This window comes from Nocardia sp. CC213A, from assembly GCF_030766805.1.
Taxonomy (GTDB): Bacteria; Actinomycetota; Actinomycetes; order Mycobacteriales; family Mycobacteriaceae; genus Nocardia; species Nocardia otitidiscaviarum.
Genome location: NZ_JASFXA010000015.1, coordinates 157,005 through 181,905, shown reverse-complemented (window position 1 = coordinate 181,905; position 24,901 = coordinate 157,005). Strand labels below are relative to the sequence as shown.

Genomic DNA, 24,901 nt, shown 5'->3' with positions numbered 1-24,901 from the left:
TCGCGCAGCTCCGCTCAGCCCCACCGACGACCGGGCAGCGGCCGCCGATCGACGCGCACACTCCGGCCCACGTGCTTACTCAGCCCGAATAATGCTGCCGCCGAGGCGAATTCCCACACTTCGCCACAACCGTCCGCCTTCACGGCACCACCGACGCGTACCGCTCGGTCAAGACCGCGACGCGATCGGCGGGCCAGCCGCAGCGCACCTCGCCGTGGACCGCGGCGAAGAACAGGTCGAGGTGGACGTGCCAGGCGGCGAGGAATTCGGGAGCCAGCGCGATCAGGTGGCGCGGCAGGGTATGACTCAGTTCGACGCGGGTGCCGAACTCCGGGTCGGTGACGACGGTCCAGCGAACGCGGCCGACCGGCACGCCGTCCTGGAGCCAGCCGTACTCGAGTACGCGCGGCGGCTCGACGGCGGTGACGGTTCCGATCGGGATGTGCTCGTTGTACGCACGCACCGGCGGCTGCCCGCCGACGGCCGCGGCGGCGTCCTCGACGAGCACCGACCACACCTCGTCGGCGGGCCTCCAGACCACATCGCGGACGAACCGGATGTCGTGGTCATCGCCCGCTTCGGCGAGAATGCCGGTGTCCAAGCCGAATGCGGCGATGTACCGCTCGACCCGGGGCAGGAACTCACCGTTCGAACTCGAACCCACGCCGTCCAGTGCGGCTACGAGTTCGGCCAGGCAATCTTCCCAGCCGACCGCGGAGCGGGCCGCGCCCAGGCGACCGATCCCGCCGCCCCCGATGGTTTGGGTGAAGACCAGCCGACACCCGGCGCCGTCGGGCACCAACTCGAAGCGCAGCACGTCGTGGCCCCAACGGAACATGAACACCTTGGGCCGGTCGACCTCGAGGACTTCACCCGCCCAGGTGCCGTCCACCACGGCCTCGCCCGGGAAGGTGAATCGCATCGGTACGCCGGGCCGCAACTCGGTGTAGTCCACCGCCGCCGGGAACCAGGCGGCCAGCTCCTTCGGATCGGTGATCGCCGTCCACACCTTCTCCGGTGGATGTGTCAGACGGCGCTCGAACCGCAGGATCGGTTCGTCGCGAACAATATTCAGCTCGGCCAGGTCATCCATGTCATTCCTCCTCGTCATCGGGCACGTCGTCAGGCATGGTGTCGAGATGGCGCTCCAGGGCGTCCAGACTGGTCTCCCATAGCGAGCGGTACGGGGCCAGCCACAGGTCGATCTCGGCGAGCGGCTGCGGCCGCAGCCGATACCACCGACGCTGCGCATCCCGCCGCACCTCGACCAGCCCCGCCCGATGCAGCACCTTCAGATGTTTGGAGACCGTCGGCTGCGCCAGCCGCAACTCCGCCACCAGCTCCCCCACCAGCCGGTCGCGATCCCGCAGCAGGTCGAGTATCTCCCGACGCCGGGGCTCGGCCACCACCTCGAACGCATATGCCATGTTGGCAATATAGCCGCGATGGAATATAAAGGCAAGCGGTGCGGCCATCCGATACGGCACCGGGGACCCTCACACCTCGACGCTGTCCCCCTCGCGTCGACCGGAGCGGAGCAATCGCCACGCCACCAGCAGCAGCGCGACCGCGCCGAGCAGAAGCAGCACCGTGGTGTCGGACAGGGCGGCGGTGAGACGCAGCACCCGGTCTTCGAGATCGACACTGGCGTCGGCGTTTCCGGCAATGATCGAGCCGCCGTCGGAGAGCAGGAACAATGCGCCGACGGCGATGAAGAACACGCCCGAGAGCAGCGATGTGGTGTGCAGGTGGAGACGCCCGATCGTGATCGGGCGGCCGCGTAGCCAGCGGCGGCGACCGAGGTCGAAGCGATCCCAGAGCAGGGCCAGGACGAACAGCGGCAAGGCCATGCCCAGCGCGTAGACGGCGAGCAGAGTGCCACCGCGCACCGGGGAGGAACTCAGGGCCGCCACCGTGAGAATCGAGCCGAGAATCGGACCGACGCAGAATCCGGACAGTCCGTAGACCATGCCGAGCAGATAGACCGCACCGGACTTCTCGGATCCGCCGTGCTTGGCCATTCCGCGTTGGGCGAAGCCGAAAGCGAAACCACGACCGAGCATCTGCACCACCCCGAGCGCGATGATGGTCCAGCCGCCGATGGCGATCACGAGTTCGCGATGCCGGGTCAGCACGCCCCCGAGCAGTGATCCGGCCGCACCGAGCGGTACCAGGGTGGTGCACAGGCCGAGGTAGAAGATGCCGGTGCGGGACATCAATTTCCCGGTGGCACCGAAGGAGTACGCGAAGAAGCTCGGCAGCAGCAGTGCGCTGCACGGGCTCAGCAAAGCCAGCACTCCACCCAGAAACGCTGCGGCATAACCGATGCCGGAGGTCACCGGACGCCCTCGCGGTCGTGCAGCCCGGCTTCGATCACCGCGATCATCTGCTCGACCGGCCGCGCGCCCAGGATCGGCCGCCCATTGATCAGGAAGGCCGGCGTGGAGCCGACTCCGATCCCGATCGCCTCGCTCATATCGGCGTTCACGGCGTCGCGCGCCGCATCGGAATTCAGGTCCGCCCGGAACTTGGCGATATCGGCGACCCCGGCGCGCAGCGCCCACTCGGTCACGGTGTCATCGGTGTACGCACCGGTGTTCTTCTTCTCCGGCGAATGGGCGAACAGCAGATCGTGCATCTCCCAGAAGCGGCCCTGCTGCCCCGCCGCCCAGGCGGCCCGAGCCGCCACCTCGGATTCCGGCCCGAAGAACGCCATACTCCGCCACTCGATGCGCAGCTGCCCGCTGTCGAGATACCGCCGCACCAGTTCCGGTTCGGTGTGCTGGGCGAACTGTTGGCAGTACGGGCATTGGAAATCGGAGTACTCGATCATCACCACCGGTGCGTCCACCGCACCGCGTGCCATGGGGTCGGCGGCGTCTCGGCGCGCCAGGGCGGCCAGCTGCCGAATGATCTCGTCGTCCGCCGTGGACGTGGCCGCCGAATCCGCCCGGGCGGATTCCTCGGTGCGCTTGTGGGCGATCTGCGAGATCGCGATCACGAGCAAGGCGACCGCGGCGAACACCGCGAGACCCGCCCCGATCTTGGCAATGGCCGGTCGAGCGGATGGCCGTGCGGCCGAGGTGTTCCGGGCACGGCGCTGGGAACGATTGGACATAGGAGACTCCTGACTACGCGCGTCCGGCGTGGACGCGCGACCTACGACTCGAGGACATGCCGAATACAGCCCACCCGCCCACGGCGAGTCGGTGCTGTCCGGGGGTCGTCTAAATCCGCAGGACGGTAGTCAGATCCAGTGGTGATATCGGCGGACCCGTCGTCTCGATCGGCACCGGCCGCACCGAAGGTGAGCGTCCGGCCACGGCAGGGTCCGGCGTGTCCCGGATCGCGAGCGGTATCCGGATGTCCTCCCGATGCGACGCGGCGTCCCGCACCGGCGTCGGGGGCTGTTCAGGCATCTTCCGGCAACCCGGCGCCTTGTCCGCGTTCACCGCGACGGCCACCACTCCGGTCGCCTCCGCCGCCGCTCCGGCGGACACCGCCGCCACCTCCGGCACCCGCTGGGCAGTCGGCGACCGATCAGCGGACGCACATGCCGCGACCAGGCTGACAACCAGGCCGAGAACAGCCGCCACCACGACTCCGACCAGCGCGGGACGGCACGTCGATGCCACCCGTCGACGCGAACCGGATCGGAGACTCACGACGCCGAGTGTACGACACCGCCACGGACGGGCCGGATTACAGCTGCCGACGGGCAATCCTTCGGACGCTGCTTCAGCTCGGGTGTGTGGGAATCCTTCCGCGCCAGCGTGCCGGACGCGGTGCTCGACCGGCCCGACAGCGGACACCGGCTGGGAGTGAGTACCACCTGTCCACCGCCCCGGGCATCACGCTCCGCGGGTATCCGGGCTGGTCCACCGATCCGGTGTGGCCCGACTGCGCATCCTGCGGGCAGCGCATGGAGCATCTGCTCACCGTGCCGAGTTCGGAATACGACGGCGAGAGCTGGCGCACCTGGCTGCCGCTGGCGGAGCGGAAGGCACCCGCGATCCGGGCGGACTCGTACTACCCGACCGATCGACTCGAACCGGTCGGCGTTCACCTCGGCCGCTCCGGAGGCGCCTACATCGTCGAATGCCGTCGATCCCGGACCGCCCGATCGCCCACGAGCACGACTGAACCGTCCGCCCCACGAGAATTCGATTCCTCGCGGCGGCACGACCCCACTAGTGTGCTGCCGTGAGCGAGAGCATCGACGAACCGCACCGGTTCACACCCGTTCCGGATCCCCGTCCGGCCGACGAGCCGTGGCCGGAGATGATCTGGCCGGTGCCCGCGACGACGGAGTTGGTCGGTGCGACGGTGCGGCTGACACCGCTCGACCCGACCGCGGACGCGGCGGCGCTGTTCGCGGCGCTCGACCACGACCGGGTGTGGGCGCACGTGCCGTGGCGGCCGTCGGATCCGCTGCGATTTCGCGAGCACTTGGAAGTCACCGGCCGGCAGCCGGATTGGCAGCTGTGGACCGTGCGGACTCGGCGGCGGATCGGCGACGTGGACGCCGACACGGTGGTGGGGATCACCGCGTATCTCGCGGTGTCCGCGCGTGATGCGGCGCTGGAGATCGGGTTCACGCTGTACGACCCGGCGGTATGGGCGACGAGCGTCAATCCCGAAACCAAGCTGCTGCTCCTCGAATTCGCGTTCTACCGGTTGCGCGTGGGGCGGGTGCAGCTGAAAACCGATGTGCGCAACCATCGTTCACAACAGGCCATCGCGCGTCTCGGCGCTCGCTACGAGGGGGTGCTGCGCCGCAACTTCCGTCGCGCCGACGGCACCGTTCGCGACAGCGTGCTGTTCTCGATCATCGCCGAAGACTGGCCCGCGACCCGAACCCGGCTGACCGATCGGCTCGACCGGGCCGTGCGAACCGGCACCGGGGCACCGTAGGCCGATATCGCGGGTGATCCGGTCGGCGCGGCGATGATCAGGCGACCGGACCGCGGCGTTCGAGCAGGACGGTGTCGCGCCATTCGCCGTCGAGGCGGGCGATGCGCTCGCGCACGCCGATGGTGCGGAAGCCCGCGGCGTGATGCAGGGCGATACTCGCGCGGTTCTCGGGGAAGATCGAGTTCTGTAGCGTCCACAGGCCCGCCTCGTCGGCGGTGCACACCTGGGTGCGCAGCAGCGCCTTGCCGACACCGCGACCCCGCATGCCCGCGGCCACGTAGACCGAGGTCTCGGCGACGCCTCGGTAGCAGTCACGGCGGGAGACGGGGGCCAGCGCCGCCCAGCCCACGACCGCGCCGTCGATCTCGGCGACCCAGCGATGCCCGGGCAGCCAGGTGGCATCGAGGTCCGCGCGCTCCGGCACCTCGGTGTCGAACGTGGCGTTGCGCGTGGCGATCCCCTCACCGTAGATGCGGAGCACGGCATCCCAGTCGGCATCGGTCATGGCGCGGACGGTGACATCGTCGGGGATGTCCTGGGGGCAGCACGGTTGCGCCGGCAGCACACCCATGACGGCGTCGGCGGCGTGCGGCAGACCGGTACAGCAGGCGGGGTTGACGGTGACCACGGTGCTGGTGCGTTCCTTGTGCACCAGCACGAAGCCCACATCGGCGAGTTTGCGGACGTGGTGGGAGACGGTCGGCTGGCCGATGCCGAGGGCCTCGGCGATCTCCCCCACCGTGATCCCGGCCGGTCGACCGGCGACGTGATGCAGCAGACGCACCCGCGTCGGATCGGCCAGGCAGGCGAACCAGCTCGCGTAGGTGGTCGCGTCGGCGACCGGCAGCGTGTCCACGCGGTATTCGGTCCGCACGACCGGCATATCCAGCGACGTCATGCCTCCACTATATCGATGCACATCAATGGTTGCCTTAATCGACAGCGGTCGATAGAGTTCGAGGAGCTGAATCGATAGCCATCGATGAAAGGAACCCCAATGAACGAGTTGCCAGTGGTCGTGGTGGGAGCGGGGCCGATCGGCCTGGCGGCGGCGGCCGAACTGCGGGAACGCGGACTACACCCGCTGGTGTTCGAGCGTGGCCGGAGCGCGGGCGCGGCGGTCTCGGAGTGGAATCATGTGCGACTCTTCTCCCGATGGGGCGAGTTGATCGCCCCCGCGGCGCGGCGGCTGCTGGAAACCACCGACTGGACCGCGCCGGATCCGGATGCGTACCCGACCGGACAGGATTGGGCACGCGACTACCTCGTTCCGCTGGTGGATGCCCTGGGCGACACGGTGGTTCGACTCGGCGTCGAGGTGGTCGGGGTGACGCGGCGCGGACGCGACCGGGTGGTGGACGCGGGACGCGACACCGAACCGCTGGTCGTGCGTCTCCGCACCGCCGACGGCGGGCAGGAGCGGGTCACCGCGCGTGCGGTCATCGACGCCTCGGGCACCTGGACCGCACCGAATCCGCTGGGCGGCGACGGCATGCCCGCCCTCGGGGAAGCGGCTGCGGCCGAAGCGATCTCCTATCGCGTGCCCGATCTGAACGATCCCCGTGAACGCGCCCGCCACGCCGGTGCGCACACCGTCATCGCGGGCAGCGGCCATTCGGCGCTCACCGCGATCGTGGCACTGTCGGAACTCGCGAAGGAAGCCCCCGGCACCCGCCTGACCTGGGTGTTGCGCCGCGGCGAGGTCGGGGACACCTTCGGCGGCGGCGCGGCCGATCAACTGCCCGCCCGCGGGGCGCTCGGCCTGCGCGCCAAGGCCGCCGTCGACGCCGGACTGCTCCGACTCGTCACCGGATTCCGCACGGCGGCAGTGGAATCCGACGGCGAGCAGATCGCACTCACGGCCGAGTCCGGCACCCGCATCGACGCGGTCGACCGGGTGGTGACCTTGACAGGATTCCGACCGGAACTGTCGTGGCTGTCGGAGATCCGCCTCGGACTGGACCCGGTGCTCCAGGCTCCGGTGCGACTCGCACCCCTCATCGACCCGAACGTGCATTCCTGCGGCACGGTGTACCCGCACGGTGCGGCCGAACTGTCGCACCCGGAGCCCGGGTTCTACCTGGCGGGTATGAAGAGCTACGGCCGCGCCCCGACCTTCTTGGCCCTCACCGGATACGAGCAGGTCCGCAGCATCGCCGCCGAACTCGCCGGAGACCACGAGTCGGCCGCCCGCGTCGAGCTCACCCTGCCCGAGACGGGCGTCTGCGGCGGTGCGGGCGTCGCCGACGAACCCGAGACCGGCGGCTGCTGCGGGTCCCCCGCCGCACAGTTGATCACCCTGGGATCGAGCGCCACGTCCTGATCCATGACCTCGACATCGCACGGCTCCCCGGGGCGTGGTGATCGGGCGACGGCTACACCCGACACCGCGCCCCGGGCGACCTCACCCACGCCGGGCTGCGCCGCGTCCTGGCCGTCCTGTGCCTGACCGAGATCACCAGCTGGGGCGTCCTGTACTACGCGTTCCCGGTGCTCGCCGTATCGATTCGCGGGTACCGCCCCCCCGGGGGGGCGAAGGTGCGTCTCACCATCAGGTGGGCACACCCTTACGGCAGCGAGCCGCCGGGCCGGGTTGCTGCCGGGTCGGCCGCCGTTCGTCCGCGGTCACCACGGAATTACCGCCGATGTGTTTGGCGCGGTACATCGCGGAGTCGGAGCGGCGCAGCAGACTTCGGTACACGTCCGCGCCATCGTGGGTGTCGGGGTCCGTACGGTCCAGGACCGCCACTCCGACACTGGCGGTGATGGAGGTCGGCGGACACGGAATTGTTCCGACGGCGGCGCGGAGCCGCTCGCCGACGGCCATCGCGGATTCGCGCAGGTACCCGACGACCACGAATTCCTCGCCCCCGGTCCGGGCGATGAGGGCCTCCGGATCGGCCGCACGGCACAGACACTCGGCCGTCCGCACCAGCACGTCGTCGCCGACGTGATGTCCGAAGGCGTCGTTGACCGCCTTGAACCGATCCAGATCGATGGTGGCGACGTAGACGTCGCGCTGGTGACCACGATCGAGGTAAGCGGGCAGAAAGCAATCCAGGCCACGGCGATTCAACACCCGCGTCAGCGGGTCGGAGAGCGCGTCCATCCGCAGCAGCCAATGGCTGAACTGCACGAACGGCAACATCACGCCGATCACCACGAACATGACCAGTACCAGGGAGATCCCCACCGCCGCGGCGAACATCCGGACCGCCAGGATGACGCTGGCCAGCAGCGACAAACCGATGTGCACGGCCAGCACCCGCGGACTGTGGAACACGGTCACATACGCGCCCATCGCCACCAGCAGCACGAGCCCCAGCACCCCGATCACCGGATCGTGCACCACCGCACTGTTGGCGATCGCGTCGGCGTCGAAGAACAGGATCCAGGCCAGCGACTCGAGTTCACGCGGCCACGACAGGAACCACCACCGGCAGGTCCACACCCCCGCCACCACCGCTTCCAGGACGCCCTGGAGAATTCCGGCCCGCCCGGCCTGCTCGTGTTGCGCCACCATTGCCGCCAGGGCGATCACCAGCATCACGATGCCACCGGAACCCAGCAGGATCTGGAACCGCCGCAAAGCCGCATGGGATTCGAACGCCCTGACCAAGCCGCGATAGTCGACTCGGTCTCGCCCGAAGGCCCGGAAAGTGGAACGGCTAGCGGTCATCGAGCGCCTCACGTCATCGCGAGCTCGAACAGTTGCTTCGGAATTGCCGGAACCGATGATACCGATCCACCGGTCGATACGTAGCCCCCGGCGCACGCACAGCTGTCCACACGGCGCACCACCCGCATCCATCGCTCGCGGCCCGCGGACCCCGATCTCGCCTTCTGTGGGGCGTTGCTTCGGAGTATGCTCCCCAAAAAATGAAACAGCGTTTCCCTGAAAGAAACAGACTGATATGCGCATCTGGCTGACGGCCGTCCTGTCCCTGCTCCTGCTGACCGCCGCGCCCGCGCGCGCCGATGCTCCGACCGCGGACGGCGTCACGCGGGAACCGACCCGAGTCGGCGGCGACACCGCCACCGTGTGGTATCCGTCCCGAACCGAGCATCGGCTGCCGATCGCCCTGATGCTGCCCGGCGCCAATGTGCGCGGCGAGTACTACTCCCGATTCGCCACGGCGTTGGCCGGTTACGGCTTCGTGGTGGTGATTCCGGAACGCTATCCGCTACCGGGATACAGTCTGCCGAGCGAACATTCGGTCACCGAGGTGGTGGCGCGGGCGCGGGCCGCCGATCCGGCCTCGGCGGTCGGCGCGGTCGTCGATCCCGAAACGCTGCTGCTGGCCGGACACTCCTACGGTGGGGCCGCGGCCGTGTACGCGGCGGCCGACCGCTGCCAACCACCGTTCTGCTTCGGAGTGTCCTACCGGCGTCCGGCACAGCTGAAAGCCGTTGTGGGCCACGGGACCAACACCACCATCGGATCGACCGTCGACGCGGTGGACGTGCACGGTATCCCGGTGCTGTACATCAACGGCACCGAGGACGGTGTCAGCGAACTCGCCGAGGCCCGAGACAGCTTCGCCAGCCTGACCGGCGCTCCGGCAGCCCAACTCGTGGAACTGCTCGGCGCGAATCACTTCGGCCTGACCGATCGGGACAATCCCCCCGGAGCCGCACCGGACCCGCAGCGCGGGTCCGCGCCCCGTGCGGACACCATCGCGGCGGCCGCCCGGTGGACCGCCATGTGGTTCCACGCACACCTCGGCAACGCCGCGGCCGCCGCGTACGTCACCCACATCGGACCCCGTACCGACACCGCCGTGCGGGTCGCATCCCGGTGAACACCGCCCCGCCGCGCATGAGAACGGCCCGAAAGGACAGAGTATGACCGTGGTCGACTATCCGGTGTCATTGGCCGTCGAGGACTTCGTACCGGTGTTGCTCACCACCGCCGGCGTACTGCTGCTCGGCCACCGCGGACGGCATTCCGGCACACCGCCACTCCCCCACCGCGCCCACGTCATCGCGGCGGCGGCGCTGATCGGCACGGCGGGATTCGCGAAGGCCAGCGCCAAACTCGTTGCCGCACTTGATGGCCCGGACCTGCCATGGCTGAGCAGCCTGCTCTTTCCCCTACTCACCCTCGGATTCGGTTGGCTGTGCCTACAATTGGGACGCGAGTCCAGCGAGATGCCACCACGCTGGCTGATGCTGCTGGTACCGGGTCTGACAATCTGCTGCGGCATCGGCGCACTGCTCGCGCGCGACCCCCTGCCAATGCTGGTGAGCACCACCGTATTCGCCACCATCGTCGGCGTAAATCTGATCACCCGGGCACGGGCGCGGGGCGACACCGCCGCCGCAGCCCTCTTCGGCACCCAACTACTCGGATTCTTCATACTGGGACCCCTGGCCGCCCGCCCGGACCAGACGGTGACCCTGCAATGGATCGAGCAACTCAGCAATACCGCGGCCCAGGCCGCGTTCCTGATCGCATGCTGGCGCCTGACGACCCACCCGGCGGCCGAGCCAGCCGATCACGAGGCCGTGACGCGGTGAGCAGCGCCACCGCCGCCATATCGCGGCCGATCCCGGAATCAACGGCGCGACAGTCGATTACGTAGCCCACTGCGATCAGAGCTGTCGCGGGGCACAAGCGGGCCGTTCGGCCGTGCCGGTCCGCTCAGGTGTCGAAAAATGTCGCGCATCAGTGATCTCCGAGTTGGATCGAGTAGATCGATCGGGTGACTGTGGCAACTTCGACCTGAACCGAATCCCCTCGAATTCGTCTCGAAAGGCCCTGGTTTCCGTCATACGCTATGACCCCGAGGTTCGGGAGACTGGGGGTTGCGGTTGGACGCCGACGACGAGCACAGCTATGGCGGATATCGCGTCGAACGCACACTGGGTCGCGGCGGAATGGGGACCGTCTTCCTGGCGCAACATCCACGCTTGCCGCGCAAGGACGCGTTGAAGGTGCTGTTGGATCGGTATCGCGAGGATGAGGGGTTTCGGGCACGGTTCCTCCGCGAAGCCGAAACAGCGGCCCGGCTGCAACATCCGAATCTGGTGGCGGTTCGCGATCGCGGTGAGCAGGACGGGCGGCTATGGATCGCCATGCAGTATGTCGCCGGGATCGACGCCGCGGAACTCGTCAGGCGTGGTCCCGTGGAACCCGGCCGTGCGGTGTGGATACTCACCGAAGCAGCACACGGCCTCGATGAGGTCCATCGCGCCGGACTACTGCATGGAGACGTGAAACCGGCCAATATCCTGATCGCGGCGCCTACCGACGGGCCCGAGCGAGTCCTGGTCACGGACTTCGGAATCGCGCGGCCTGCCAATGATTCGGCCACTCCCGACAGTTCGGGCGGATTCGCCGCGACTGTGTCGTACGCGGCGCCGGAGCAGATCAATGGCGAACCGGTGGATCGCCGCACCGATGTGTACGCGTTGGGGTGCACGCTCTACCAGTTGCTGACCGGCAGCGTGCCCTTCCCGCGAGACAGTCCGGCGGCGGTCATGTACGCCCACCTCAACGATCCCCCGCCGAAGCCATCAGCCGCGAACCCCTCGGTCCCTGCCGCGCTCGACGCGGTGATCGCGACCGCACTGGCCAAGGATCCAGCCGAACGCTTCGCGACCAGCGGCGCGCTCGCGACGGCGGCGCAGCAGGCGTTGCACGGTGCGACCGGCGGCGGGGCCGCCCGATCGATCCGCCGCCGCGCACTGATCGCGGCCACGGCGATGATCATCGCCGTGGCGGCGGTTTCATTCACCGTGTTCGGTTCCGACGACGCGAGCACCACCGCCGGGACGCGCATCCCCAATACCACCAGCGTCGACCCCGCCAATTGGGGCGAGTACGCCTTCATCGCGCAGGCGTTCCCCGCGCTCCTGCCGCCCGCACCGGGCGCGGTCGGTTATCAGCAGACGACCAATTGCGTTCCCGCCGAGTTCCGAAACGTGGGCACGATAGTGTCTCTGGACCGGAAGCCGCGCGTGGGAGTCCTGCTGTGCCAGGGCGACCGGGACCCGGTCTACATACTCGAGGCGACATGCAATGCCGACAGATCGGCGGTGCTGCCCAATCGCTCTCTCATCGATCAACTGGAAGGTGACGAATCGTGGAGCCGCTCGACCGGCTCCGGTCATCTGTTCTGGGGTACGACTTACTACCATGCGAACCCCTATTCCGCGATCCTCTCGGACCGGAACTTGGGCATTCTCGAGGTCTACTTCGAGGATTCCAGTCGGAACCACTGCTATCTCACCGTCACGGGCGCATCGGACGGCGTCTCGATCCGTGACCGGTGGTGGCCGCAGGCGCCGCTGTGAACACCGGCCGAAAGAACCAGCGAATGAACTCCCGATTCCGCCGAATACGCACGGCTCCAGCGATCCTGATGGCCACACTGACATGCGCCACCGCATGCACGGTCGCGGGTGAACCGGTCGCGCAGTATGCCGACCCGTCGAGTCTCGATACCGGCGCGTACAGCGTCGAATCGCTCGAGCAGCCGCAGCCGGGCATCGAACGCCACGGCCGGGTGCTCGAATCGGTCCGCCTCGCCGAGACGATGATCGGTCCGACCGAGGCCGACGGTGCATTGACCGAACTGCTGGGCCCGGTCGGCCTGTTCCTGATGCCCACGCCGGCCACCGCCGCGACGCTGCTGGCGGAGCCGGTCCGCGCGGTACTGGAACGGCACGGGATGATCACCGGAGCCGCGGTCGGCGGCGCCGACCGCGCGGTGCCGAAACGCCCTACGACCGGCTCGTTCCGAGGGCTGACCGTCATGGTTTTCCGCTTTCCCGATACCGCGTCCGCGCAGGCTGCCGCAGAACAGATCGATTCCGTCGACGCTGCGGTGAGCACCGACAACGTGCCCGTCTCGATCGCGGATCACCCTGCGGCACATGCTCATTGGCGACCCGGTGTGCCGACATTGGCGGCGACGATCGCCGCCGAGGCGTACGTGATCAGCGTGCTGGCCGCCCACACCGAGACCGATCTGGGCGCACTCACGACGCTGGCGCGCAATGCCTTCGACGCACAGATCCAACGGCTGCGCGACTTCGCGCCGACCCCGGTCGACCAGCTGACCACCCTGCCGCTGGATCGGGACGGCATGCTGGCTCGCATGGTGCCCCTCGCCCCGGGGCGATGGCCGTACCCGGAGGTCATCACCTTCGCCGGGCAAGTGGTCGCGGGCTGGGATTCCTCCCTGTACGCGACCGGTATCGTCCTCGGCCCGCGAGCGCTGCAGCTCTGGAGCGGCCGCCCCCAGGAAGGCCGCGTGCCGGCCGAAGCACACGCCGTCAACAACCTCGGTGCGCTGTACCGTTATCCGACCGCCGCGAGCGCACGAGCGGCCTTCGAACGGTTGCGAGGCAAGGACGCCGAGCATGATCTCCGACCGATAGCCGGACCCGCCGGCATCAGCGAGGAGGACATGCACTGCACCGAAGAGAATCAACCGGGCCATCTGGCTTTGACCAGGTACCTCTGCGTTGTCCGGTACGGCCGCTACGTGGCCGCCGTGTTCACCCGTGACCTGACGAATCTGCGCCAGAAGGCGGCCGCGCAGTACGGCCTGCTCGTCAATGGTGGACCCTGATGTCCGACAGCCTCACTCCCGGAACGCTTTTCGCGGGCTACCGAATCGAGCGCCAACTGGGCGCGGGCGGCATGGGAACGGTGTACCTGGCCCGGCATCCCCGGTTGCCGCGCATGGACGCGCTCAAGGTGCTGCCACCAGCCTTGGGAGCCGATCCGGAGTTCCGGGCACGGTTCCTGCGGGAAGCCGATGTGGCGGCTCGCCTCGATCACGCGAATATCGTCGCGGTGCACGACCGCGGGGTCGAGCGCGGAAGTCTCTGGATCTCCATGCAATTCGTCGCCGGCTTGGATGGTGCCGAACTCATTCGCCGCCATCCCACCGGTGTGCCGCCGCAGTCGGCGCTGACCGTCCTCGGCGAGGTCGCGAAGGGGCTGGACGAGGCGCATCGCATCGGAATGCTGCACCGCGATGTGAAGCCCGCCAATATTCTGCTGCAACCGGTACCCGATGGACCCGACCGCGTACTGGTGGCGGATTTCGGAATCGCCAAGGCCGCAGGCGAATCCACGGCATTGACGCAAACCGGCGCGGTACTGGCGACCCTCGCCTATGCCGCGCCCGAACAGATCACCGCCGGTCTCGTCGATCATCGTGCCGATGTGTACGCCCTCGGCTGCACCTTCTTCGAGTTGCTCACCGGACGCAAACCCTTCCCGCGCGCCAATACCGCCGCGGTGATGCGGGCCCATATCCAGGATCCGCCGCCGCGTCCGAGCGAGGTGAATCCGGAACTGCCGCAGGCAATCGACACCGTGATAGCGCATGCGATGGCCAAACACCCCGGCGACCGCTATGACTCGTGCAGCGCTTTCGCGGCGGCCGCGGCGGCCGGGCTGGCAGGTGATCCCGATCCGGCCCGAACCAGCCGGAGACCCGATATCCGCACCGGGCACGCCACGGGCACGCCTTCGCCGCACGGACGCCGCCGCACCCGTGCCACCGGTGTCGGTGCACTCACCGCGGTCGCGGCTCTCATGGTCGCGGGTGTGGTTGTGTGGAAGCAGAATTCGTCGGAGCCATCGTCCACGCCTGGAACGTCGTCGACCGTGTCGGCCACCGGTCCGTCCTCACCCGCCGCAGCCGGAGACCCCGCGACCTGGGGGAACTACGGCTTCATCGCCAACGCCTTCCCCGGCCTCGTGCCCGCCACGCCGATAACGAGCGGCTATCAGGGCGTGCTGTGCCACGCCTTCGACGACGACCGCAACGAGGTCGACGTAAACGCTCAGCTCACCCGCACCGTGGAGATGTACTGTCAGGGGAACAACAATCCCGTTCGGACCCTGTCGTTGCGGTGTAACAGCAATCGGACGCCTATGCACATTCAGTCCTGGGCGGAGGGTGTGCACATTCTGGGTGATGAACGCTGGGAGCGTTCCTCGGGAACCGGACGAGTCGTCTGGAGCACCGGCATAGGCAATTTCGACACGATCGCCGACGGCGTCCTGCAGGTCGAATTCGACGATGCGGAGCGAAACTTCTGCGAGCTGTTGGTTCTCGGCGCGGCGGGCACCACCGGCACCGATCTCTACCAGGATTGGTGGCGAGATGCGCCGATCTAGTTCGGGCGAGCCGACACCCGGAACCATATTCGCCGGATACCTGATCGAACGGGTACTGGGCAGTGGCGGTATGGGAACGGTGTACGTGGCGCGGCATCCCCGGTTGCCACGCCATGACGCGCTGAAGGTGCTGTCCGCCGAGTACAGCGCGAGCGACGAATTCCGCGCGCGGTTCAATCGCGAGGCCGAACTCACCGCCCGGCTGGATCATCCGAATATCGTCACCGTGCACGATCGCGGTGTGGAACACGACCGGCTGTGGATCGCCATGCAGCTCGTCGACGGTACGGATGCGGCCGACCTCATCCGGCGCACGCCCGGCGGGCTCGCGCCGCAACGGATCCTGCACATCGTCCGTCAGGCCGCCAACGGTCTCGACACCGCTCATCGGGCCGGCCTGCTGCATCGCGACGTCAAACCGGCGAACATCCTCGTCGACTCGCGCCCCGGTCGACCGGATCGAGTCCTGCTGTCGGACTTCGGAATCGCGAAGGCCCTGAGCGGGGCGACCGAGCTGACCGAGGCGGGCTCGGTGCTGGCGACCCTGGCCTACGCGGCCCCCGAACAGCTGACGGTCTCGACCGTCGACCATCGCGCCGACGTGTACGCGCTCGGCTGCACCCTCTACGAACTGCTGACCGGATCGAAGCCGTTTCCACGGCCCAGTACGGGCGCGGTGCTGGCAGCTCACCTCTACGACCCGCCGCCGCGGCCCAGCGCGGTGACGCCCGACCTGCCACCCGCGATCGACGATGTGGTGGCCCGCGCCATGGCCAAGGATCCCCGCCATCGCTATCCCTCATGCGGTGCGCTCGCCGCGGCCGCCGAGGCCGCGTGGGGTGCGGCGACGGCACCCGATTCGGTGACGACGGCGCGAGAACGGCCATGGCGCAAACGGACCGCGGCCGTGACCGGGCTGTTGATCATCGTCGCTGTTCTGGTCACGGCTGGAGTGGTCGCGTGGATCGCACGCTCGGGAGACGCACCGAGCGCGGCAGCTCCCAGCTCGCAAGCCCCCACACCGGCCCCCGCCGGCAAGACCTGGGGGAATTTCGCGTACCTCGTGCAGGCCTTCCCCGACCTGTTGCCCGCCGACCCCGACGCGGCCGGGTATCAAGGGATCCGATGTACAGCAGTCGACGACGACCGCAGGCCGGTCGATGTGCACGCCACCGTCACCGGTCTGCACGTGCTGTCCTGCAACGGAAACAAAGATCCGGTCGCCGGGCTACTGCTGAAGTGCAACGCCGATCGTAGCCCCACGACCGAGCGGCGCATACAAGTCGGCACCGTCGTCACCGGCGAAGAGTCCTGGGAACGACCCAGTGGTGATGGCCAGGTGGTATGGGGCGATTTCGCCGATGGCCCCGGCGGGCCCAGCGGCACCCTCAGCGCCACCTTCGACGATGACGCCCGAAAAGCGTGCTGGCTCATGGTCTTCGGCGGCACCACCGGCCAAGACCTCTACGACCGCTGGTGGTCCTCCGCCCCGCTCTGATCCCTGCCGCTATGGAGATGCCCGCCCGGGGCATCTCCATGGAAACGAGCGAGTGTCGCAGTGTGGACGCAGCCGCGACCACGGCCGCCGCTCGAGTCGGAAACCGCCTCCGCTCAGGCCAGCTTCAAGCTCCGCCCGATGATCTCCGTGGTCCCGCCGTAGATGGACTGCACACGAGCGTCCATGTACGCCTTGGCGATCGGGTATTCGCGCATGTAGCCGTAACCACCGTGCAGTTGCAGGCACTTGGTGATGAGGTCGATCTGTTCCTCGGTGCTCCACCACTTGGCCTTGGCGGCGTCCTCGGGGGACAGCTTCTCCTGGTTGAGCAGCGCGATGCAGTGGTCGACGAAGACACGGACGGCGGTGGTCTTGGTGGCCAGTTCGGCGAGGACGAAGCGGGTGTTCTGCTGTGCGCCGATCGGTTTGCCGAACGCCTTGTGATCGCTGTCGTGCGCGGCCTTCAGTGCGGTGGGATCCATTGGCGACATCGGTGAACCCAGCAGCTGGAGAGCAGGTCCTGGGGCCGGGATCCGGTTCGTGCCGCCGCATGGCGCGCACAGTCGAAAATTGGGGCGTCGGATCCGAGGGCGATGCCGCTCACGCAGTGGCCGCCGGGGAGACCCGAGTGGTGAAGCTGCCGTGGAAGCCGGGGAAGAAGTGCCCGTCCAGCTGTGCGACGGCCACCGGCGGGGCTTCGATATCGGTGGCGTCGAGGATGATCAGGGAGTTGCGGTGCTCGCCGGAATTGTAGGCGACGGTGAGGATCCATCCCTCGTCCTCGTCGGCCTTGGCCGTGCGGGGCACGAACACCGGCTCGCCCGCGAATTCTCCGTCGGTGAAGATATGGCGGCGCTCGGCGCCGGTGTGGTGGTCGTATTTCACGATCGCGCCGTCGCGGTCGGGGTGGTGGGCGGCGAAGTAGCTGTAGCGGTGGGCGCGGCCGGTGCGCCGTTCGTCGTGCATCGGGAATTCCAGTGCGTCCAACTCGCCGATGTCCTCCCGATTCACCCTGCCGGACTTGGTGATTCGTACCCGCGCCGGACGCCCGAGGGCGGGCAGGCTATCGCGGAAGTCCTTCAACGCGGTGGTGAGGAAATCGAAGGAGTCGTAGCGCACGACGTCGAGGACGACGTCGTCACCGTCGTCGTAGGCGTTGTCGACATGTATGTAGACGAACGGATCGCATTCGATGACACGCTGTTTGCCGCCGTCTCGGGGCACGAGCACGATCCGCATCCCGCGTTCGGGGCGATAGTCCGCGGCGTCGCCGACGGTCCCGCGGCCCAGCATGGCGAGCGCGGCCGGTACGGGGTCGACGGTGATCGGGGCCAGCGCGAACACCAGATAGCGTTCGGTGATCGCGAAGTCGTGCTGGATGACGACGTCCTCGAGGCCGACCAGTCCGGCATCGTGCAGCCGCCCGGTGGAATCGACGCGGTAGCAGCGCAACCCGGCCGGAACCTTGTGTCCCAGTGCGAGATCCAAGCCGAAGTTGAACAGCTCACCGGTGACCGGATCGATCTTGGGGTGCGGGGAGAACCGCGTCAATCGCGGCAGCCTCCCCTCGAAATCACATGGACCGACAGTGCTGAGGTCATCGAGGTCCAACTCCCACGGCCGACCCACATCGCTGAGCGCAAGCAACCGCTGCGCGTGCGGCACCGCATGGGTATTGGCGCTGTCGGCCGGCATGCGACCGATATTGGCGAACGCACCCGATGACTGGTTGTAGAGACCGCGCACGCGCGCACCTCGGCCGCGTTGTTCGGCAAGGTATTTCGGAGTGCGCACGTACCGGGACCGGAACCGCACCGCACCGTCGTCGATGACGAACTTCGACACCAGGCCGTCGCCGTCGAAGGGATGCCCGGCGCGGAACCCGCCGGACTCCCACCGCGCCGGACCGTTGCGGTACAGCGTGCCTCGCAACTCCGCCGGAATCGCACCGCTGACTCGCAGCGTGACCTCCTGCGGCACCTCGTGTGCGGGTTCCCACACGCGGGTCATCGCAGCACTTCGGGCATCGGCGACCGAAGACATCAGCACTCCTTCACACCAGAACGGGCTCCGCCGGACGTGAGGGCTCACACCCGGTTGTGAGATGTTTATAGTAGAAGTTTCTCACCATCTCAGATCTGCGGTCAAGAGAACTCCGCTCGCGACCGGGCGAGCCCGCACCTGGGTGACGACGTGGTGATCCTCGAACCGATCGCTGATTCACCAGGTCGGCGTCGCCCAGCTGCGCACGGCTGAGGGCTCGGCTCGAACCAGGCGGCGGAAGCTCAGCGGCTTGCCGACCACACGTGTCGCATCCACACCCGCGGGATCCGGTTGCCGAAACTGAACGCGCCGATGATCGTCGCGGAGTCCGCGGGCGCGGTCGGCACCGCCCACAGAGCCGGCGGCGAGTACTCGACCGCCGCGGATGGAGCTGCGGCGACGACCGCGATCTGGAGGAACAGCGAACCGAACGCGGCGACCGCCAGGGCTGCCGTCGCGCGTCTGACCACCATGTGGGCAGACCCTGCGGCAGCCGAGTCGCCGGATCCGCCTCGCGGGAGTTCGACGGCTGCCGGGTCAGCGGTCGGCGGGGGGCACGAGTTGGATGCCGGTGACGATTTCGGGTTCGATGGCGATCAAGCGATCGTGGGAGCCGGGCAACCACGGGAGGAGCAGGCCACGATAGTGAGCGATCCGATCAGGGTCGGTGAGCTCCTCGGCGGTGCCGGTCACGATGACGCACCAGCCGCGGTGGGTGACGGAGTCGATGATGTCGGCCTCGTAGGCGACGACCTGGCGATCCGCGACAAGTGTGGTTCCAGGGTTGGCGTGGATGATGATGCGATTGTCGGCGACGACGTGGTTGACCGGGCGGATCGTGGGCAGTGCATAGCGGGAGAACACGATCCGCCCGAAGTCGGCGTCGGCGAGCAACCGCAGCGACTGTTCGGGCGAGAGTTCCCGGACGGGCACCGGCACGGCAGCCGTCGGGACCGGTCGGGTCGGATCGCGGGGGGTCGACGTGTGCATATCGGATCCGGTCATTCGGTCTCCACCTGTTGACAGTAGTGATCGCGCGTGGTGATCGCGAAACTGTTGTGCGCCTGCATGACCGGGGTTCAGGAGGTGGTACGAAGCACTGGCGAGCCACACCCGCGCGTGGTATTCATAGTAATGCTGCCCCGGTGCGAGGTGGGCAAAACCTGTTGGTTGACGGCGTCCGCGTTTCGATGCTCTCCCACCGGTTCCAGCGTGGGGATCGGTTGCGATGCCGGGGCGACCCGGCCATCTTCAGGTAGCTGCGGCCATCGGCCCGGCGAGGCCGTGGAGCGTGCGCGAGGCCGCACGGTATCGGCGAGGAATGGTCGCTGATGGTCGAGGATCGGTCTCCGGCCGAAGAATTGGCGGTCGGATTGTCGGAGTTGACCGCGCTACTGCTGTCGACCTCCGATATCGAGGACGCACTGCGGGATATCGCCGATATCGCCTCGCGTATGCTACCGGGTCACCCTTTGGCCGGTGTCACCCTCGAACGTGACGGGCAGGCGATGACCGTCGCCTCCACCGGCGCACACGCCGAATTACTCGACGAGGTGCAATACAGCAACGGGCTGGGTCCATGCCTGGAAGCCATCAAGACCGCCGCCACGGTGTCCGTGCCCGATACCGTCTCCGAAAACCGGTGGGGTGACTACGCGACGCGGATGCTCGCGCACGGGGTGCGGTCCATTCACTCCGAACCGCTCATCGCCGATGGGCGCGCGATCGGGGCCCTGAACCTGTACTCGCCGAAGCCGAACGGGTTCGATGCCATGGCACAGCGAGCGATCGCATTGACCGGCGCGCACACGGGGGTGCTGCTGTCCACGGCCCTGGAATCTGCGCGTCAAGTCGAATTGACCGATCAACTGCGAGCCGCGCTGGCATCGCGGTCGATAATCGACCAGGCGTTGGGAATCGTGATGGGGCAGCGGCGCTGCGACCGCACCGCCGCGTTCGCGATCCTGCGCAGCGCCTCCCAGCAGCGCAATATCAAACTCGCGGCGCTGGCGAGTGAGATCATCCGCTCGGTTACCGGCACCGAACCCGCCCCACTACATTTCAACCCGTCGACCCCGCGCCGCCGCGACAACGCCCAACCTCGTCATCGCGACGGTCACCTGGGCACGGACGGCGTACAGTAATCAATGACTCCTCGAGTCCCGTAGAGCGGCTCGCGGTCCCAGCCAACGACCGGAGCCGTCATGGTTGATGCTGCTTTCTCGGCGCATACCGCCGTCCCGAACGAGTCAGTCGTCCCCCTTGCCACGACGCTTCCCGTCGATTCCGTCTTGCAGGAGCGGGTGACGGTGTGCTGCGACCGGCTGGTGCGGCACCTGTTCGACGCCGGATTGCGGCTGCACACACTGCGGACGCTGCTCGAGCGTGACGACGCGACCGACAGCCTCGCCGGTCGTAGCGCCGTAGACGAGGTCCTCGACGATCTGGATCGGGTCATCCGCGACGCCGGGTTGACCATGCTCGCCGTGATCGGCGACCACGATCCCACCGGGCTGGGTAACGGGCGCGGCCCCACGCCGGCTCGACGACGCCGCCGCTGACGGTCCCCGCACCTCGCATGGCCACCGCCGTACCGGTCCGCGGTGATTGCGCACGCGCCCGCCTCCGAGTCCTCGCCCTCGAGCGCAGCGTCTGATGGCACACAGGACCGATGCCCTGGGGCGGTGTCCTGAATTCGATAGAATGGCAAGCGTTTTCGAAGGGAAGCGCTCATTCCGGACAGTCGATTTCCCCGACTATGGACTGGCAGCGGGGCTGTCTGAGATCTCAACGCTCGTCTTGTCGGCCGGAAATGTCGAGGAGTCGCTGAGCGCTGTGGTCGAGGTCATCGCCCGAATGCTGCCTGACCGACCCGCGATCGGACTCGTGTGGTGGGACGACAACCAGGTACTCCGGTTGCCGCCACCTCCGGATCACCGCCACCTCCGGATCACCGCCGCGGCCGGTCCGGGGAGCACGCGAGCCGCATCGGCAACGGGCCACGCATACCGTCGGGACCCGCCGCAATCCTGCCGGGGGACTGCCCGACCACTGATTCGGTACGGCTGTCGATGCCGGATACCGAATCGGTCTGCGGCTCACGATCCTGCGCACGGTCTCTCAGCACCGTAATACGAAGATAGCCGCACTGGCCGCCGAGATCGTCACCCACGTCAGCGGATCAGCGCCGCAGCCAACGCATTTCGACGATCCTAGCGGCTGAGGTCGACGAGGCTCCAGCGAACGAACACGGGCCGGGCGTCGGTTCGACGGCGGCTCACAACTCAGGCAGGCAATGACCGATCACCACCCCAGCCGGCCACTGTGCGCACCGACCGGCCGGTAGCGGAAGCGTGTAGACGCAGCCGGACCATGGCCTCGGCCATGTCTATCCGCCGGGTGGCGGCGATGATCCCGGTTCACCGACCCGAATCCGACACTGCCGAGATGCAGTGGAAACGCCGCCACCGCACCTATTCCGGTCGCGGTCGCGGTCGAACGACGGCCAGCGCTTCACCCCGTAGCCGCATCCGAGTACACCGGTTCGCCGCGGAAAAAGGCGTCCAGACCTGGCCCCTCCCCCACGTCGAACTGAATGTCTTCCAACTCGGCGGCCCAGGCATCACTGGATCCGAACAGCTCCACGCTGTCTCGATTCAGCCGTAACGGAACCGAGACGGCGTCGACTCCGTCGAGGCAGGCCACAGCGCCGCGCAGATGCGATCTCCCCAGTCCGCGCGGGGTTCCCACTCGTCGATGGCGACCGAAATCGCACGCAGCCGTACCCAATGACTCTCGATCACAGGATGCTCCGATCCCTGGTGAGCGGTGCGCTCGGCAGAGGGATCGATCAAAACCCCGGTGGCGTCCGCCCGGGACGCCCGCAAAGCGAGTCCGTACCGCGTCCGTCGGGAACGCGACGACAACATCTCGATCGGTACATGACCCGAAACCCGCTGTGCCAACGGCTTCCGCATCGAGACGCGTGGGCCGAACCGGCTCCGCAGGAACCGCAGCAACTCGACCGATCGGATGGGGCACCGGATACTCCGGTACCCCCTATTGCGCCACCGCAGCGTCCACCCACTGTTGAGTCAGCGCGAAATCCCTTTCGGCAGCGCGCATCCCGCGCTCAGGCCAGCTTCAAGCTCCGCCCGATGATCTCCTTCATGATCTCGGGCGGGTTCGGGGCCGCCTGAGCAGAGGCGGTTTCTTGGCTTCTACCTGCATGAATATCGTCTCGACAAGTCCCAACACTTCCCGCTGATGCCCGACAATTCCACATACGCGACGGGATGAAGACGGGACGAGACCTATACCGATACGGGGTATGTCACAACGCGGCCTTGAGACCGGTACATACCTCATCGATGTTGCGCAGGAGCCACCGAAGCGGTCGTTCTCAACTTGACCGAACCGTGGCAAACCTTCAACGACCCATGGCACTTCGCAGAACGACCATGTGCGATACGCGCGATCTCATACTCAGAGCATGGCCGACGACAGTGACGCCCGTCCGGACGAGCGAGACCCTGATCCGGAAGAGCTTGCCGAGCTGTGGACGCGCGTCGACGCCACGAAGGCGGACACCCCGGAGTGGGTCTGGCCAGAGATCGAATTCAGGCCATTGCCACCCCGCCCTCCTGCCACTCGGCGGACGAAGCGCCAACGTTCGTTCTCCGGCAGTTGAGAGGCGACCTCGAATCCGGCGCTGAGCCAGCTGCGTGCGTAGGCGTGGCGGGGGTTGGTCCACCATTCGCATCGGAAAGCGGGAGCGTCGCGATCGATGAGTGCGAGCAACTCTGCCAACGACAAGAACGCCTCGTTGACTGTCAATCCGCGGAATCAGTCGTGCAGGCGCAGATACGGCTGCGGTGGCGGAATCGGATTCGGTGGAACACTCCGACGGCTACACCGAGACCTGGTCCGATCACGGCCCACAGCCAAGATTGAGCGAAATCTGGCACCGCGTTAGTCGATCAATCTAAGGTCAGCGGGGATGGTTGCAGACTCCGAGCCAGGAACCGATGCCGCTAAATGCACCCGCCGCCGATTTCTCGGCCAAACCTCGAGCGGAGATAGGACCAGCGACGACAACAACCGCTGGGGCGGTAGAGGTGTCGAGGTACCTTGTCCGACAGCACCCGCCGCGCGCTGAGTCCACCGGCGTGTCGCACTGACGAACCGCCGACGAAGTTTTCACCTCAGCAATCATTCAGCAATCCTCCATCGATTGCTGGGCATGTCTCCGTCCGCCGCGGTTCTTGCCTGCGGATCCAGACTCGGAAGCACCCTGCCCAGTCACTGTTGTGGGAGTTCCTCATATCGACCGGATTCAGGGTCGAATGTCATTGGCTGCCAACGCCCCGTTTCGGCGGCGAACAGCGCGCCCAACGCCAGTGATATTGAGACGGGTCCGCTGAGGAATACGGTATGACGTCCGGTCCTGGCCGACGGGGGCAAGGTAGCGGCACGCCACTCCTGGACCACCTGCGCCACGACATCGCCGAACTTTCCGGGAGATTCGTCGAGAACCAGCCCGGAGCTCTGAAGCACAAGCAGGGTGCCGATGCCGCGGTCTCGGCACGTGGCCTTGACGGCTTCGACAAATCCGTCCCCCCGTCCTTGCAGGTCCAGCGCCAGGGCGGCAGTTGCCGGATCCCCCTCGGGCAGGGTGGTGACGGGATGAACGGTCAGCGGCGAGCGGCGGCGTTGAACAGCCCGCAGGGAGGTAGCTTCGAAATAGACTCGGTCGCCGTTTCCCTGGTGCACCTGGTACACCCGGATGTCGCGTGCGTGTGTGTGGCCTAGGCGCATCCCGAACCAGAAGGCAGCGTGCAGCGGCATCGTGGGAATCAGATTGAATCTCGTGGCATCCGGGGTGAGCCTTTCGGCCAGGGACATGGCGGTAAGGGTCTCGTCGGCGAGCTCAGTGATCACGGCCTTGGTGGGTCGCTCGCCCTCCGAAGTTGGTACCTCAGCCTTCAGCGTGACGCTGCACGTTGCCTGCGCGAAGTTCTCGGCCTGCTGCGTCAGTTGTAACGCACGGGCCATACCACGACGGGCATCAGGTGCGGTGACCACAATCGCGACTCGTGCGTTGCGGCGGGTTCGCCGCCGCAGAAACCACGCCACGCCAAGCAGTACGAGCCCTGCGACCAGACCTGCAATCAGCCAAACGCGTCCTGCGGATTCCTTGGTAGCGAAGGACTTCGCGACCTCCAGCCCCCATCCCCCGACAACCAGCAACCCGATCGTGTGCAGCACTGCCCCGTCGCGAACAGCCTGCCAGCCCCGGC

Annotated in this window: 22 protein-coding genes and 1 pseudogene; 11 read left to right on the top strand and 12 right to left on the bottom strand. The window is 67.4% G+C overall.

What is annotated here, in order from left to right; genetic code table 11:
• Positions 1–139 precede the first annotated feature (139 nt).
• The 5 genes from QJS31_RS25795 to QJS31_RS25775 form a co-directional block, all read right to left on the bottom strand.
• The gene (locus tag QJS31_RS25795; RefSeq protein WP_306357943.1) at positions 140–1,093 is read right to left on the bottom strand and encodes an SRPBCC family protein; all 954 of its coding nucleotides are present in this window, start codon (positions 1,091–1,093) and stop codon (positions 140–142) included.
• 1 nt (position 1,094) lies between these two features.
• Positions 1,095–1,427, bottom strand: coding sequence for a helix-turn-helix transcriptional regulator (locus tag QJS31_RS25790; protein WP_282781525.1), 333 nt, complete (start codon positions 1,425–1,427; stop codon positions 1,095–1,097).
• Between the two features lie 69 nt (positions 1,428–1,496).
• The gene (locus QJS31_RS25785) at positions 1,497–2,339 is read right to left on the bottom strand and encodes a cytochrome c biogenesis CcdA family protein (protein WP_306357942.1); all 843 of its coding nucleotides are present in this window, start codon (positions 2,337–2,339) and stop codon (positions 1,497–1,499) included.
• Positions 2,336–3,118 (bottom strand): thioredoxin domain-containing protein, encoded by a 783-nt coding sequence (locus QJS31_RS25780; RefSeq protein WP_282781529.1) that lies wholly within the window; start codon positions 3,116–3,118, stop codon positions 2,336–2,338. The genes QJS31_RS25785 and QJS31_RS25780 overlap by 4 nt, the downstream gene beginning before the upstream one ends.
• Before the next feature lie 109 nt (positions 3,119–3,227).
• Positions 3,228–3,665 carry a hypothetical protein gene (locus QJS31_RS25775; RefSeq protein WP_306357941.1) on the bottom strand — a complete coding sequence of 146 codons (438 nt, stop codon included), beginning with the start codon at positions 3,663–3,665 and terminating at the stop codon, positions 3,228–3,230.
• A gap of 538 nt (positions 3,666–4,203) precedes the next feature.
• On the opposite strand from QJS31_RS25775, the gene QJS31_RS25770 reads away from it, so the two are divergent.
• A complete protein-coding gene (locus QJS31_RS25770) occupies positions 4,204–4,914 on the top strand; it encodes a GNAT family N-acetyltransferase (protein ID WP_282781534.1) in 711 nt (236 codons plus the stop codon).
• A gap of 37 nt (positions 4,915–4,951) precedes the next feature.
• Here QJS31_RS25770 and QJS31_RS25765 read toward each other — a convergent pair whose 3' ends face one another.
• A complete protein-coding gene (locus QJS31_RS25765) occupies positions 4,952–5,812 on the bottom strand; it encodes a GNAT family N-acetyltransferase (protein WP_282781536.1) in 861 nt (286 codons plus the stop codon).
• Between the two features lie 99 nt (positions 5,813–5,911).
• On the opposite strand from QJS31_RS25765, the gene QJS31_RS25760 reads away from it, so the two are divergent.
• Entirely contained in the window at positions 5,912–7,237 is a 1,326-nt protein-coding gene (locus QJS31_RS25760) for an FAD-dependent oxidoreductase (RefSeq protein ID WP_306357940.1), read from the top strand.
• 228 nt (positions 7,238–7,465) lie between these two features.
• On the opposite strand, the gene QJS31_RS25755 is transcribed toward QJS31_RS25760, so the two are convergent.
• Positions 7,466–8,533, bottom strand: coding sequence for a diguanylate cyclase (locus tag QJS31_RS25755; protein ID WP_306357939.1), 1,068 nt, complete (start codon positions 8,531–8,533; stop codon positions 7,466–7,468).
• A 295-nt stretch (positions 8,534–8,828) separates the two neighbouring features.
• On the opposite strand from QJS31_RS25755, the gene QJS31_RS25750 reads away from it, so the two are divergent.
• The 6 genes from QJS31_RS25750 to QJS31_RS25725 all read left to right on the top strand — a co-directional run bounded on the left by QJS31_RS25750 (position 8,829) and on the right by QJS31_RS25725 (position 16,559).
• A complete protein-coding gene (locus QJS31_RS25750) occupies positions 8,829–9,716 on the top strand; it encodes a hypothetical protein (RefSeq protein ID WP_306357938.1) in 888 nt (295 codons plus the stop codon).
• Between the two features lie 43 nt (positions 9,717–9,759).
• Positions 9,760–10,434, top strand: a complete 675-nt coding sequence (locus tag QJS31_RS25745; protein ID WP_306357937.1) for a hypothetical protein — start codon at positions 9,760–9,762, stop codon at positions 10,432–10,434.
• A 288-nt stretch (positions 10,435–10,722) separates the two neighbouring features.
• Complete coding sequence (locus tag QJS31_RS25740; protein WP_306357936.1) at positions 10,723–12,213, top strand: serine/threonine-protein kinase; 1,491 nt, start codon at positions 10,723–10,725, stop codon at positions 12,211–12,213.
• Between the two features lie 68 nt (positions 12,214–12,281).
• Entirely contained in the window at positions 12,282–13,496 is a 1,215-nt protein-coding gene (locus tag QJS31_RS25735; protein WP_306357935.1) for a hypothetical protein, read from the top strand.
• Positions 13,496–15,061: a serine/threonine-protein kinase gene (locus QJS31_RS25730; RefSeq protein WP_306357934.1), complete on the top strand. Its 1,566-nt coding sequence runs from the start codon at positions 13,496–13,498 to the stop codon at positions 15,059–15,061. Before QJS31_RS25735 ends, QJS31_RS25730 begins: the two co-directional genes overlap by 1 nt.
• Complete coding sequence (locus QJS31_RS25725; protein ID WP_282780870.1) at positions 14,964–16,559, top strand: serine/threonine-protein kinase; 1,596 nt, start codon at positions 14,964–14,966, stop codon at positions 16,557–16,559. The genes QJS31_RS25730 and QJS31_RS25725 overlap by 98 nt, the downstream gene beginning before the upstream one ends.
• 113 nt (positions 16,560–16,672) lie before the next feature.
• Here QJS31_RS25725 and QJS31_RS25720 read toward each other — a convergent pair.
• The 4 genes and pseudogenes from QJS31_RS25720 to QJS31_RS25705 form a co-directional block, all read right to left on the bottom strand.
• Positions 16,673–17,005: pseudogene (locus QJS31_RS25720) on the bottom strand (acyl-CoA dehydrogenase family protein); the annotation flags it as partial.
• Positions 17,006–17,159: 154 nt separating this feature from the next.
• The gene (locus tag QJS31_RS25715; protein WP_306357933.1) at positions 17,160–18,602 is read right to left on the bottom strand and encodes a carotenoid oxygenase family protein; all 1,443 of its coding nucleotides are present in this window, start codon (positions 18,600–18,602) and stop codon (positions 17,160–17,162) included.
• Positions 18,603–18,844: 242 nt separating this feature from the next.
• Entirely contained in the window at positions 18,845–19,075 is a 231-nt protein-coding gene (locus QJS31_RS25710; protein ID WP_282780874.1) for a hypothetical protein, read from the bottom strand.
• 64 nt (positions 19,076–19,139) lie between these two features.
• Positions 19,140–19,535 carry a pyridoxamine 5'-phosphate oxidase family protein gene (locus QJS31_RS25705; protein WP_372341814.1) on the bottom strand — a complete coding sequence of 132 codons (396 nt, stop codon included), beginning with the start codon at positions 19,533–19,535 and terminating at the stop codon, positions 19,140–19,142.
• A gap of 398 nt (positions 19,536–19,933) precedes the next feature.
• Here QJS31_RS25705 and QJS31_RS25700 point away from each other — a divergent pair, with 398 nt between their 5' ends.
• From QJS31_RS25700 to QJS31_RS25690, 3 genes are all read left to right on the top strand, one after another.
• A complete protein-coding gene (locus tag QJS31_RS25700; protein ID WP_282780877.1) occupies positions 19,934–20,746 on the top strand; it encodes a GAF and ANTAR domain-containing protein in 813 nt (270 codons plus the stop codon).
• Between the two features lie 60 nt (positions 20,747–20,806).
• Positions 20,807–21,163 (top strand): hypothetical protein, encoded by a 357-nt coding sequence (locus QJS31_RS25695; RefSeq protein WP_282780879.1) that lies wholly within the window; start codon positions 20,807–20,809, stop codon positions 21,161–21,163.
• Positions 21,164–23,094: 1,931 nt separating this feature from the next.
• Positions 23,095–23,292 (top strand): hypothetical protein, encoded by a 198-nt coding sequence (locus QJS31_RS25690; RefSeq protein WP_306357932.1) that lies wholly within the window; start codon positions 23,095–23,097, stop codon positions 23,290–23,292.
• Positions 23,293–23,903: 611 nt separating this feature from the next.
• Here the strand turns inward: QJS31_RS25690 and QJS31_RS25685 are convergent.
• On the bottom strand, positions 23,904–24,869 hold the full coding sequence (locus QJS31_RS25685; protein ID WP_306357931.1) for an SAVED domain-containing protein: 966 nt from the start codon (positions 24,867–24,869) through the stop codon (positions 23,904–23,906).
• Between the last annotated feature and the right edge of the window lie 32 nt (positions 24,870–24,901).

Bases quoted from the DNA above. Each gene is read 5' to 3' on its own strand.
- QJS31_RS25795 (WP_306357943.1), bottom strand. From the start codon at position 1,093: ATGGATGACCTGGCCGAGCTGAATATTGTTCGCGACGAACCGATCCTG.
- QJS31_RS25790 (WP_282781525.1), bottom strand. From the start codon at position 1,427: ATGGCATATGCGTTCGAGGTGGTGGCCGAGCCCCGGCGTCGGGAGATA.
- QJS31_RS25780 (WP_282781529.1), bottom strand. From the start codon at position 3,118: ATGTCCAATCGTTCCCAGCGCCGTGCCCGGAACACCTCGGCCGCACGG.
- QJS31_RS25765 (WP_282781536.1), bottom strand. From the start codon at position 5,812: ATGACGTCGCTGGATATGCCGGTCGTGCGGACCGAATACCGCGTGGAC.
- QJS31_RS25760 (WP_306357940.1), top strand. From the start codon at position 5,912: ATGAACGAGTTGCCAGTGGTCGTGGTGGGAGCGGGGCCGATCGGCCTG.
- QJS31_RS25750 (WP_306357938.1), top strand. From the start codon at position 8,829: ATGCGCATCTGGCTGACGGCCGTCCTGTCCCTGCTCCTGCTGACCGCC.
- QJS31_RS25745 (WP_306357937.1), top strand. From the start codon at position 9,760: ATGACCGTGGTCGACTATCCGGTGTCATTGGCCGTCGAGGACTTCGTA.
- QJS31_RS25735 (WP_306357935.1), top strand. From the start codon at position 12,282: ATGGCCACACTGACATGCGCCACCGCATGCACGGTCGCGGGTGAACCG.
- QJS31_RS25730 (WP_306357934.1), top strand. From the start codon at position 13,496: ATGTCCGACAGCCTCACTCCCGGAACGCTTTTCGCGGGCTACCGAATC.
- QJS31_RS25725 (WP_282780870.1), top strand. From the start codon at position 14,964: ATGCGGAGCGAAACTTCTGCGAGCTGTTGGTTCTCGGCGCGGCGGGCA.
- QJS31_RS25715 (WP_306357933.1), bottom strand. From the start codon at position 18,602: ATGTCTTCGGTCGCCGATGCCCGAAGTGCTGCGATGACCCGCGTGTGG.
- QJS31_RS25710 (WP_282780874.1), bottom strand. From the start codon at position 19,075: ATGGTGGTCAGACGCGCGACGGCAGCCCTGGCGGTCGCCGCGTTCGGT.
- QJS31_RS25700 (WP_282780877.1), top strand. From the start codon at position 19,934: ATGGTCGAGGATCGGTCTCCGGCCGAAGAATTGGCGGTCGGATTGTCG.
- QJS31_RS25695 (WP_282780879.1), top strand. From the start codon at position 20,807: ATGGTTGATGCTGCTTTCTCGGCGCATACCGCCGTCCCGAACGAGTCA.
- QJS31_RS25690 (WP_306357932.1), top strand. From the start codon at position 23,095: ATGGCCGACGACAGTGACGCCCGTCCGGACGAGCGAGACCCTGATCCG.